The sequence below is a fragment of the Planktothrix serta PCC 8927 genome (genome assembly GCF_900010725.2).
Lineage (GTDB): Bacteria > Cyanobacteriota > Cyanobacteriia > Cyanobacteriales > Microcoleaceae > Planktothrix > Planktothrix serta.
Genome location: NZ_LR734880.1, coordinates 78,239 through 90,574, shown reverse-complemented (window position 1 = coordinate 90,574; position 12,336 = coordinate 78,239). Strand labels below are relative to the sequence as shown.

Below are 12,336 nucleotides of genomic sequence, written 5' to 3'. Positions count from 1 at the left end.
AATGGGGCTTTCCTGTTTTACAATAAATATCACTGACACTTATTAATATTACACACCCATCTATAAAGTGCAAGTAGTAATTGCAATTATTTTTGAAAATGGCTAGAAAAAAAGAAACCCTAACCCTGTCCGTCCCCCCTGGAACTAAACAAAAGCTCGAAGACATCGCCCAACGCCTGGATATTAAATGGGGCGATAATCCCAGTGCATCGGGGTTAGTGGCTGCGATCGCTCAAAATGAAGTGCAAGTCAGCCGTAACCGATTAACCCTGAACGCCAAACAAATCAAAGCCTTACGACAAGCAACGAAAGCCTTATTAGATGCGGGTCAAGTGGAAGACGCAGAAACCCTAATTACACTTTTACTGGATCAGGAAAACTTAGAAGCTCCTCTGCGTCAAGCATTACTACAACAGATGAACCAACCTCTGCAAAGTGCGCGGAATCAGGTTGACGAATATATTAGGAATCAACAGCCTTTTCGTTTGTCCTATGAAAACTCCCAACATCAGGAGTTAGAATTTACTGTCCGTTATGCAGAAGTGCGTCTGTATGAGAAGCGATTCTACTTACAAGTTTGGTGCGATCAAACAGAAGATAGTCAAGATGTGCCAGAACTCCGCCATAATCGATGTCTTAGGTTAGACCGAATTCAAGGAATATTACCCATCGAAGGGGAGTGGCGAGGTTCTCTGGATTCTCTAAAAGTGTACTTACATTTTAGGGGGTGGTTGGCAAATGCCTATGAACCGAAACTGGAAGATGTTGAAAACGAGGTTTTGGGAAATATCCGCCAAGTGGTGCGACGGGTTGTAAATCCCTTTTGGTTAATTCGAGAGGTGTTTCGTTATGGCAAAGATTGTGAAATTGTGGCCCCCGATAGTGTGCGGGAACAATTTAAACGGGAACTAACCCAACTTTATCAGCTATACGAAAAGTAAATAGTCATCCAATAGGAGGTTGATCACGACTGGAAACAGAACGGAGGCGACTTAATCGATTGGTTGCCCATTTTGCCATTTCTTGAACTTCAGGATCGGGATCATCGACGGCTCGTTGTAAGATTTGACTCATTTGGGTGGCTAAATCATAAATTCGGCTTAAATCTCGAATGGCATTTTTTCTAACTTCGGCATTTTCATCTTGAAGGGACAAACTTAAAGCCCGGTTTAGGGGTTTTAACGTGCGATTTCCAATTTCTGAAAGGGCGGCTAAAACTAAACTGCGTTGATTAGAATCGGAATCAATTAATAACTCTAACAAAGGTTGAATAGCCCTGGAATCTCCGGCTTGAGCGAGTTCCCAAATGGCATTACTCCTAATATCTGGGTTGATTTGTTTTAAATCGTTAATCCATTTTTCCTGGGGATCAAGTTTCGACTGATAGGAGGGGGGGTGAATATTAACGGTATCTGTCACCGAGTTATTCACCGCAGGGGGGTTTTCAGATGCAGTTGGTGTTTCCGAAGGTGTATCGGTGGGAGAAACCTTTAATGTTGTGTCTCGATAACCATTCTCCTCTAAGGAAACAGAAGGCTGATTTTGTTGGATTACGGTTGGGGCGGCTTGCGTCTGTCCCTGTGTAATCGCCCTAATCTCTGCTAATGGAGGAGGTGGAGACGACTGTGGCGGTTCAGGATGAGATTCCGTCACCGTTTCCGCCTCAATATCCACTACTGTACCTTCCCCGTCATCAGGATGACTCAGGAGCCGAATTAAAATTAAAATCGCTCCCCCTGTAACAATTAAAGCTCCTACCCCTAGAAGTAACAACCGTGAGGGAAAACGGAAGGGTGTTTTAGGTTTTGGCGGTGTTTTAGGGTCTTTTTTGGGGGGTTTCTCTGGGCTGTTCTGAGCAATTTGCCAAGATCTAGCGGAATCTGCTAAAGGTAGAGTGGAGACACGCCTGCTTGTGTCTGTAAGCTGTTGGGTTTTGTTCTCAATCGCAGCAGTCGCACTGCTACTAAAGCAGGAAGTTCCACCCCAGTAGGCAGTACAGGCGAATATAAATAAGATTAGGCGATAAAAAGGAGCCATAAGACTCAATTGAGTTTGTGATCAACTAGGGTGGATATCCGGTAAAACAAAGTTAACAGAGCTTGACACAAGTTGACACTCTTGGAGATGGTGAACTACCCACACTTACTCGTAGAGTAAGTGTGGGCTTCTAGCATCAACGGGGATAGCATCTGAAGAAACAGAAGTTTTTTCTGATGACTGACATCCCCTCAGACTAGCAGTATCGCTGGTTCCCAACGACAGAATCCGCAAGGCTTCATTCTTGATATTTGTCGCAGCGTTGAGATCACGGTCATGAGTTGATAAGTTGGGTGTTTCCTTCCCGTCATCAACTAACACAGATGCGTAGTATTTCCCATCACGATTCTTTGAAACAGTAACGGTTTTGATTGTCCCTTCATAAGGACGGTGACGCACACAATAAACCAACCCCACTTTACCGGGTAATTTTAGGTAATCTCCTAGAAACTTAACATTTTGGGGATAACTGATTGATTGTCTGCTATGTTTGGATTTGAATTGAGGTAATCTAGCCCGTTTCTCAAAAAAGTTTTTGTAAGCGGTAGATAAGTTGAGCGCGACAACTTGTAAACATTGAGAATAGGCATAACTTAGCCAAGGATATTCCTTTTTAAGTTGAGGTAACAATCCTTGAATTGCTGTTCTTGACCACCCCTTTCCTGTTGTTTTATAAGTTTCTTGGCATAAATTCAGGGCATAATTCCAATACCAACGGCAACAGCCAAAGCTTTTAGCTAAGGCGATTTGCTGCTCAATTTTTGGATAGATACGGTATTTGTATGCCTGAAACATTGTCGCTTTCAAAACTCTTGGATATAGTCTATCATACTATTGTTAATTCTGTCGGGATTGGGACAAACAAAATTAACCTGGGGGAGTCCATGTATCCCACGCTGATTTGGTGGTTATTTTTTGTGAGCGTGAAATTCAGTGTGGGACTTATCGCTCCCCCAAACCCCTCGTAAGTTAACAGACAACCGACAACAGACAAAAAAGCCTAAAAATGATCGGAGATGCCCAGTCCCAAGATCGCAAATTTATCACGACTGAACCCCTGTTTCAAGCAGGTGAACAAGCTGAATATCAAGTCTGGAAGGTGATTTGCCAAACCTGGGCCCAACGAGATTGTATTGCCTATTGGCGTTATCCTATTTTCTCGAAACTGGGAAGGTTTCGGAAAGAACCCGATATTTTAATCGTAGATGCAGAATTGGGATTAATTATTATTGAGGTGAAATCAATAACGATTGACCAAATTCTTAATATTACAGGTCATTGTTGGGAACTTCAAGAATTTTATACCACTCAAGCAAATCCCTATCAACAAGCGGAGCATCAACTATTTGCCCTGTTGGACTATTGCAATTTAGAAGAAATCCTGCGTCAGAAGGTTCCAAGTCGTGTATTAGTCGCCTTACCTCGCATTCTCCAATCTCAATGGCAATATCGAGGATTTGATCTTTTACCCAGTTCTCCTCCTATTTTATTTCAAGAAGATCTAGGGTGTCAGTTGTCGCTTAACGGTCAACCCTCCAGTTTAATTGCAGTCATTCAGAAAGCTCCGTTAGTGGCTAGGGGGGAGGAACTTTCTGAGGAACAATGGCGGGTGTTAAAGGGGGTGATTAGTGGAACACCGTTGTTTCGTCCGCCGAGTCGTCGATTTGTTTTTAGTCAAACGGATCATTTAGAGACGTCTTTAACGCGGAGTGCGGTGTTAGCAATTGTTAGACAACGGATTTCTGAACTGGATTTACAACAGGAACAAATTGCTAAAGTGATTCCCCCAGGGCCCCAACGAATTCGAGGAATTGCGGGCTCAGGAAAAACGGTGTTATTGTGTCAAAAAGTGGCACAAATGCACCTTAAATATCCCGAATGGGATCTTGTTTTAGTATTTTTTAGTCGGAGTTTATATGAGCCAATTTTGCAACAGGTGGATCAATGGTTAAGGAGGTTTAGTTGTAATCAAATGGGTTATGATCCCCAAAATTCTAAATTGAAAGTTCTCCATGCTTGGGGATCAAAAGATCAACCGGGTTTTTATCGCACTATTTGTCAAGCTGCGGGAGTTTGGAGCCAAAGCGTACAACAAACCACTCGTTTAAAAGCGAATGAAGCTTTAGCAGAAGCTTGTTGTCACTTATTAAAATCGGCAACAATTCCAACTATTTTTGATGCCGTTCTCATTGATGAAGGGCAGGATTTTATGGTGGATGAGGATCTAAAATTTGAGGGAAAACAGCCTTTTTATTGGATGGCTTATCAAGCCTTACGTCCTGTTAATCTTCAGGAGGGAAATAGTTCGGAAACTCCTCAGAAACGGTTGATTTGGGCTTATGATGAAGTTCAAAGTTTAGAGAGTTTAAAAGTACCCACAGCCAGTGAATTATTTGGGGATGAATGGGGACAATTAGTAACGGGGGAATATGGGAATGGCATCCAAAAAACAGAGATTATGTCTCGATGTTATCGGATTCCCGCCCCGATTTTAACGGCGGCTCACGGGATTGGTTTGGGGTTATTACGTCCCCAAGGATTATTAACAGGAATGAAGTGGGCGGAAGATTGGCAAACGATGGGTTATCAAGTGATTTTACCGAATTTAAAAGTAAAGGAAAAATCTGCCTTTAATTCTCCCTTTAAACTGGGTGAAACTATTACTCTTTATCGTTCTGAACAAAATTCTCCTAACCCCGTTGCAGAGTTATGGAAACAACCTTTAATTGAATTTGAAGCTTATCATTCTCGGACAGAAGAATTAACAGCTTTAAGCGATCGCCTGCTTTATAACTTAAAAATTGATGGCTTGCGTCCCAGTCGAGAAATTTTAGTAATTGTCTTAGGAATGGGTTGGGAAGCAATTCAATTAGAAACCTATATTGCTAATTTTTTAATCCAGCAAGGAATTGATATTTTTATCCCCGGAACACCGGATTGTAATATGATTAAACCCAGTTATAATAACCAAAATGCCAATCAATTTTGGTGTGAAGGAGGCGTGACGATTTCGCGGATTCATCGGGCGAAAGGACATGAAGCCGATATGGTTTATATTGTTGGTTTAGATCAAATTGCCACTGTTGAGAATAATCTCAATTTTCGTCATCAATTATTTGTAGCAATGACTCGTTCACGGGGTTGGGTGAGGTTAAGCGGTTTAGGTTCCTATCCCCTTTATGAAGAATTAGGACGGGTGATCGAAAGTGGTAATAAATTAACGTTTCGTTTGCTATTTTCACCCCCAAGGGATATTAGTATCACGGATGGAGGAGAACTTCTGCGAAGATATAAAAGCGGCGATCGCAATTTTCAAGGCGCCAACCTCTCATCTCTGGATTTAACCGGGGTTAATTTAAGTCATGCTAATTTAATTGGAGCCAATCTCCAAAAAACCAATCTTACCCATGCCAACTTAAATCACGCTAAATTAGTAGTAGCAAATTTAAGCCAAGCTGAACTGATCGGTGCTAACTTAAAGCGAGTCAAGTTAGTTAGTGCCAATTTACAACATACTCTGCTAAATGATTGCGATTTGAGAGGGGCAGACTTGAGTGATGCCGATTTGAGTAGGGCGCAATTGGTGAATGCTAATTTAAAGGATGGGAATTTGAGTGGCGCAAATTTAACTCAGGCTAATCTTTCCCACGCCAATCTTCAGGGCGCTGTTCTCAATCAGGCAAACTGCACAGAAACAATTCTGACAGGGGCAATATTACCTGATGGTAGGATGTTTGCAAACCCCCTAGATGACCCTCGCTGATCAATTATGATTAAAAGAGTCTGAGGTGTTGACGGTTGATGGTTGATGGTTGACTGACACCCAATACCCTAGTTAACAACTCATGTTGCCTGTTCCACATACCCAACAAACCGCTTCGTAATCTGCCTTAATGATGATTAATGGGTGAGGTTTTAATGGGTGTATAGCCTGTTTCCAAACAACATCCTTTCCCGATTTCGATAAGCGAGAATCCCGCTATGATCACTCTACCTGGCTATCAGATTCTTAACCCTATCTATAACGGTTCTAGAACACTGGTTTATCGTGGAATTCGTCTGTCTGACGGGTTCCCTGTTGTGATTAAACTGTTACGCAGTCAATTCCCAACAGTCCCCTCCCTAATTGAATTTAGGAATCAATATCAGATTGTAAAAGACCTCAATATATCGGGAATTGTTCCGATTTTGGAGTTGGAACCCTATGGGAATGGGTTGGCATTGATTATGGAGGATCAAGGTTGTGTTTCACTGGCAGATTATTGGGTAAATCGAGAATTAACCTTGAGTGAATTATTGGCAATTGCCATTGAAATTACCAAAATTTTAGAACAGTTGTATCAAAATCAAATTATTCATAAAGATGTTAAACTACAAAATATTTTAATTCACCCAGAAACTCTGAAAGTTAAACTGATCGATTTTAGTATTTCTACTCAACTCAACCATCGAAACCAAGACATTGCTAATCCTCAAGGATTAGAAGGAACCTTAGCTTATATGTCTCCAGAACAAACGGGACGAACCCATCGCAGAATTGATTATCGGACAGATTTATATTCTTTAGGGGTAACACTTTATCAATTATTTACTCGAAAACTGCCGTTTCAATCTTCTGATCCCTTGCAGTTAATTCATGCTCATTTAGCTATTACGCCTGCGCCTTTAAGAGAAATTAAACCTTCTTTGCCCATGATGATCAATAATATTATTTTAAAGTTAATGGCTAAAAATCCAGAGGAACGTTATCAAACCCCATTAGGACTGCGGCATGATTTAGAATTTTGTTTAGAACAGTGGGAAACTGGAGGAGATATTCCTTTATTTTCTTTGGCGACAATGGACTTTAATGATCGTTTCATTATTCCTGATAAATTTTATGGTCGAGAGAGAGAACTGGCTCGTTTAAATTCAATTTTTCAAAACTTTCAATCAGAAATTGTTGTAATCACAGGTCAATCAGGAATTGGAAAGTCTGCCCTGATTCAAGAATTTTATCAAACAACGCTACAAAATCCAGGTTATTTTATAGCGGGTAAATTTGATCAATTTAAACATAATACGCCTTTCTGGGGATGGGTACAAGGGATTAAACAATTAGTTCAACAAGTATTGATGGAACCCGCCATCAAGGTTGAAGCTTGGAAAACAAAACTTTTAGAGGTATTGGGAGATCAAGCACAGGTTTTAATTAATGTTATTCCTGAATTAAAATCTTTTTTAGGTCAGCAACCTGCGGGGAATGAATTAGATGCTTATCTCGATCAAAATCAGTTTAATCGGTTAATTCAAAAGTTTATTCAAGTTTTTGCTAACCCGCAACATCCCTTAGTCATATTTTTGGATGATTTACAATGGGCAGATATAGAATCTTTACGGTTAATTCAGGTGTTAATGAGTCCTGAAAATTATACTTATTCTACTCCTCAAACCTTGGTTTTAATTTTAGCCTATCGGGATGAAGATATCGAGGCAGGACATCTGTTAACGAAAACTTTAGAAACCTTACAAAATTTAGGAACTCCTATTCATCGAATTTGTTTAAATCCTTTAGAAGAATCTGCTGTTAATCAACTGATAGCAGAAACGTTAGTTTGTCCCTTAGAACGGGCTAAACCATTAACAGAATTAGTCAGTCAACAAACCCAAGGAAATCCTTTTTTCGCCCGTCAATTTATTCAATCTTTATATACAGAAGAACTGATTTGGTTTGATCCTCCTCAATCTTCACTCAATAATCGGGATTTACTCGGAGGTTGGCAATGTGATTTAACTCAAATTAAAACCCATTCTGTTAGTCCTAATATTTTAGATTTAATTCTTAATCAATTACAACAATTACCCGAATCTACCCAGAACATTTTAAAAATTGCGGCTTGTTTAGGTCATCAATTTAATCTCATTGATTTAGCAACGGTAACACAAACATCCTATTTAGAAACTTTAAAAGTGCTAGAAATTGCTTTGCACGCTCAATTCATTATAATTGCTAGAGATATTTATCCCTTTTGTCCTTTAAAAACGGATGTTCTCTCCTCTTCCCAGCTTGATCCCGATGAAACTTTACCCCTATTAAAGCCGGAGTTTGATCAATACAAATTTATTCATGATCGCGTCCAACAAGCGGCTTATCTGTTAATTCCCAGTGCTCAACGACAAGCGACTCATTTAAAAATAGGACGGTTATTGTTAAGTCAAATTCAACAACAAGTGAATCAACCTCTGGAAACTATTATAACTGAACTTTCGCCGGAAATTTTATTAAATATTGTTAATCAGTTAAATTTAGGAGTGGGTTTAATTCGGGATCAAAAAGAACGGCATCAATTAGCATTATTCAACTTAATGGCGGGACGAAAAGCGAAAATTGCCACCGCCTATCTAACCGCGATTGGACATTTAGCGATTGGTCTGGGATTATTAGCGGCGAACAGTTGGGAAACTGACTATCAATTAACCTTAGAATTATATACAGAAGCAACAGAAATTGCCTATCTCAGTGATGACTTTGATCACCTCCAGGATTGGGGTAATATTGTATTAGAGAAAGCTCAAACTTTATCCGATAAAATTAGAATTTATGAGTTGATGATTCAAGGTTACAGAAGCCAACATCAAGATCAAAATGCTGTGAATCTGGCTTTAGAAGTTTGTCAACAACTGGGTGTTACTTTTAGCGATGATTCAAGTTTAGAAAATTGGCAACACTTAAAACAGAATTTTATTACAGATTTAGCCGGAAGAACACCCTTAGATTTATTGAATTTACCTGAATTAGATAATCCTAATTTAGTTCCTTTATTTACAATTTTAACCTCTGCTTTTCCTTGCGCTTATGTGGCGACACCCCAACAATTTCCCTTTTGGGTTTTAAAACTGATTAATTTATCCTGTCAACAGGGTAATACCGCTTTATCCAGTCTTGTCTATGCAGCTTTCGGATTCATTCTTTGTATCCAAGGGGACATAGAGTTAGGAAATCAAATCGGAGAATTAGCCTTAAGATTATCCGAGCAAAAGGCTAATTCTGCTTTAAAATTTAAAGTTCAACACCTGGTTTATGAGTTAATTAAACCCTGGAAACAACCCCTAAAACAGCTTTTATCTCCTCTGCAAACTAGCTATCTTCAAGCTCAAGAAGCTAGGAATATTGATCAAGCTTATTGTCTGGCGAAGGCTTATCTTAAAATGGCTTATCTCACCGGAAAAGATGTGTCTGAACTGGAGTTAGAAGTTGCTGATTGTTTAAATCTATTTCAGGATGTTAAATCTGGGTCAAAACTTTTTGTCCTTAAAGCCTATCATCAAAGCTTGCAAATTTTAAATGGAAAATTAGAGACTCAAACTCTATTAGATTTGACAATTTATCCCGAAAATTGGACAAGAAGCGTTAGTGAAATTGGGCATTCTTCCCAGGAACTTCCGTTTCAATTGGCGGTGAATTTAATGGTTTTAAATTATAGATTAGGACAATTACAACAGTCTAGGGAATGGTCTCAGCAAGCGGAATTCTATTTAGCACAACAAACTCCTTCAATTTTACTGCCCATTTTTTATGGTTATCAGTCTTTAATTTATCTGGAACTCTATTCTGAATTATCGTCTGAACAACAACAGCAAATTTTAGAAAAAATCGCTCAAAACCAAGAAAAATTAAAGGCTTGGTCGAGTTTAGAGCAGATTAATGTTTCTCATTATTTTTATTTAGTAGAAGCAGAATCTAACCGGATTCAAGGTAATTATGTCAAAACAATTGAAGCTTTTGAACAAGCGATAAATCGAGCTAAAACCCATCAATTTATTCCTGAAGAAGCCTTAGCTTATGAATTAGCAGCTAAATTCTATTTAGGTTGGGGAAAAGAAAAAATTGCTAGGGTCTACCTAATTGATGCTTATTATGGTTATGCTCATTGGGGAGCTTTTGCTAAAGTTAAGAATTTAGAATCCAATTATCCCCAACTCTTAAACTCAATTTTAGAGCAAATTTCCCTGTCTCAAACGGTAAAAACCCTCAATGCTAATACGACAGAAACCATTGTTTCTAGTAGCCATGAAGGTTCGGCTGCGCTTGATTTAGCAACGGTGATGAAAGCCTCCCAAGCCTTATCACAGGAAATTGATTTAGAACAACTATTGAGGCGATTAATTCAAGTTGTAATTGAAAATGCCGGAGCCGAAAAATGTTGTATTATTTTATCTAAATCGGGAAAATTAGCAATTGAAGCGATCGCTAGTTTAAATCCAGTGAATGGAGACTCCATTGAGATTCATTCCTTATTACAATCCCTTCCTGTAGAGGAGAGTGAAACCCTACCCCTTTTAATTCTTAATACCGTGATTCAAACCCAAGAGTTTGTGATTTTTGCCGATGCTCGTCAAGAATCTCGGTATCGCCACGATCCCTATTTATTAAAACATCAACCGAAATCTATTCTGTGTACTCCGATTAAAAATCGAGGGAAACTAATCGGAATTTTATATCTTGAAAATAACTTAGCAACCGCAGTGTTTACACCCGAAAGATTAGAAGTTCTCAAAATTCTATTTTCTCAAGCCGCGATTTCCATTGACAATGCTAAACTTTATTCTCAAGTTCGCAAAAGTGAACGACAAATGACACAATTCTTAGAAGGAATTCCGGTTGGTGTTGCTGTTTTAGATCCCACTGGAAAGCCCCATTATACCAATCAAAAAGCCCAAGAATTGCTGAAAACTAAAGTGACTCCAGGGGTTTTCTGCGAAACTTTATTCAATATTTATCAAGCCTATCTTAACGGATGTCAGGAGAATCAATCCCCTCAACCCGTCCCTTATTGTGATTTATATAATCCCACCCCAGATACCACGTTTATTTTAGAAGTGAATCAAGGGGATCAAACTATTTTGATTGAAAATTGGGTAACACCTACTTATGATGAAGAGGGTGATTTAGTCTATGCGATTCTCGCGTTTCAAGATATTACCAAACGTCAGCAAACGGAACAGGCTTTAAGACAAGCAGAAGAAAAATATCGTAGTATTTTTGAAAATGCTAGTGAAGGCTTATTTCAAACCACACCCAACGGACATTATATTAGTGCAAATCCTGCCTTAGCCAAGATTTTAGGCTATGATTCTCCCTGGGATTTAATGTCAACAATTACGAATATTCAAGAACAAGTTTATGTTGATCCTCAACGCCGAAAAGATTTTACACAATTACTTGATCAACAGGGAGAAGTTTCAGACTTTGAATTCAAAGCTTTTCGCAAAGATGGCAGCATGATCTGGATTTCTGAAAATGCACGAGCCGTTTTTAATGAACAGGAGGAATTACTCTATTATGAAGGGTTTGTTGTTGATATTACCGAACGCAAAACAGCCGAAGAAGAACGAATTCAATTTATGGAAAAACTCTCGGAATTGAATCAAAATTTAGATGAAGCTTTAGATTCCGAATTTGAATTAACGGACGCGGCGGCGCGATTTGTTCCCCATGAATTTCTATCTTTTTTAGGCTATGAAAGTATTGTAGAAGTTCAGTTAGGGGCGGCTGTTCAAAAGGAAATGTCGATTTTATTTGCTGATATTCGGGACTTTACTAGCCTTTCCGAAGATATGACTCCTGAAGATAATTTTAAATTTATTAATGCTTTTTTAAGCCGGATGGAACCTGCTATTGTAGAAAATTATGGTTTTATTGATAAATATATTGGGGATGAAATTATGGCATTATTTGGAGGGTCTGCTGATGATGCTGTTCGAGCCGGAATTGCGATGATTAACCGACTTAATGACTATAATGAAACCCGACAACGCCCCGAACGTCCCCCGATTAAAATAGGCGTTGGAATTAATACCGGAGGATTAATGTTAGGAATTGTAGGAGGTAAAAATCGTCTGGATAGTACGGTAATTAGTGATGCGGTTAATGTGGCTTCTCGGATTGAAAATTTAACTAAAAATTATGGGGTTTCGTTATTAATTACTAATCGAACTTTTCTGGCTTTAGAAGATGCGAATCAATATGCAATTCGGATTATTGATCGGGTTAAAGTTAAAGGAAAATCCGATGCGGTGACGGTTTATGAAGTCTTCGATGCAGATTTGCCAATGATTAAAGCCGGAAAATTAATTACCAAAACCACCTTTGAGTATGGATTACTGCAACATTATTTAGAACGTTACTCAGAGGCGGCCAGATTATTCCAAGAATGCCTAAATCGCAATCCCCACGATCAAGTTGCCCAAATATATTTGGAACGGTGCTTATCTAAAATGTCGTAAGGATTTGATATGATTTAAAAAATCCTTTGCGTG

The 12,336-nt window shown here is 39.0% G+C and carries 5 protein-coding genes; 3 read left to right on the top strand and 2 right to left on the bottom strand.

What is annotated here, in order from left to right; genetic code table 11:
• Window positions 1-98 precede the first annotated feature (98 nt).
• Window positions 99-941 (top strand): helix-turn-helix transcriptional regulator, encoded by an 843-nt coding sequence (locus tag PL8927_RS22730; protein ID WP_083625744.1) that lies wholly within the window; start codon window positions 99-101, stop codon window positions 939-941.
• A 4-nt stretch (window positions 942-945) separates the two neighbouring features.
• Here the strand turns inward: PL8927_RS22730 and PL8927_RS22725 are convergent, their stop codons facing one another.
• Together PL8927_RS22725 and PL8927_RS22720 are read right to left on the bottom strand one after the other, a co-directional pair.
• Window positions 946-2,037: a HEAT repeat domain-containing protein gene (locus tag PL8927_RS22725; RefSeq protein WP_083625743.1), complete on the bottom strand. Its 1,092-nt coding sequence runs from the start codon at window positions 2,035-2,037 to the stop codon at window positions 946-948.
• Window positions 2,038-2,142: 105 nt separating this feature from the next.
• Entirely contained in the window at window positions 2,143-2,832 is a 690-nt protein-coding gene (locus PL8927_RS22720) for an RNA-guided endonuclease InsQ/TnpB family protein (protein ID WP_083625742.1), read from the bottom strand.
• A gap of 211 nt (window positions 2,833-3,043) precedes the next feature.
• Here PL8927_RS22720 and PL8927_RS22715 point away from each other — a divergent pair, with 211 nt between their 5' ends.
• Together PL8927_RS22715 and PL8927_RS22710 are read left to right on the top strand one after the other, a co-directional pair.
• Window positions 3,044-5,800 carry a pentapeptide repeat-containing protein gene (locus PL8927_RS22715; RefSeq protein ID WP_083625741.1) on the top strand — a complete coding sequence of 919 codons (2,757 nt, stop codon included), beginning with the start codon at window positions 3,044-3,046 and terminating at the stop codon, window positions 5,798-5,800.
• 218 nt (window positions 5,801-6,018) lie between these two features.
• Window positions 6,019-12,303 carry an AAA family ATPase gene (locus tag PL8927_RS22710; RefSeq protein ID WP_083625740.1) on the top strand — a complete coding sequence of 2,095 codons (6,285 nt, stop codon included), beginning with the start codon at window positions 6,019-6,021 and terminating at the stop codon, window positions 12,301-12,303.
• The last annotated feature ends 33 nt before the right edge of the window (window positions 12,304-12,336 follow it).

Excerpts from the sequence above, each read along its gene's own strand:
- PL8927_RS22730 (WP_083625744.1), top strand. The coding sequence starts at position 99 with ATGGCTAGAAAAAAAGAAACCCTAACCCTGTCCGTCCCCCCTGGAACT.
- PL8927_RS22725 (WP_083625743.1), bottom strand. The coding sequence starts at position 2,037 with ATGGCTCCTTTTTATCGCCTAATCTTATTTATATTCGCCTGTACTGCC.
- PL8927_RS22720 (WP_083625742.1), bottom strand. The coding sequence starts at position 2,832 with ATGTTTCAGGCATACAAATACCGTATCTATCCAAAAATTGAGCAGCAA.
- PL8927_RS22715 (WP_083625741.1), top strand. The coding sequence starts at position 3,044 with ATGATCGGAGATGCCCAGTCCCAAGATCGCAAATTTATCACGACTGAA.
- PL8927_RS22710 (WP_083625740.1), top strand. The coding sequence starts at position 6,019 with ATGATCACTCTACCTGGCTATCAGATTCTTAACCCTATCTATAACGGT.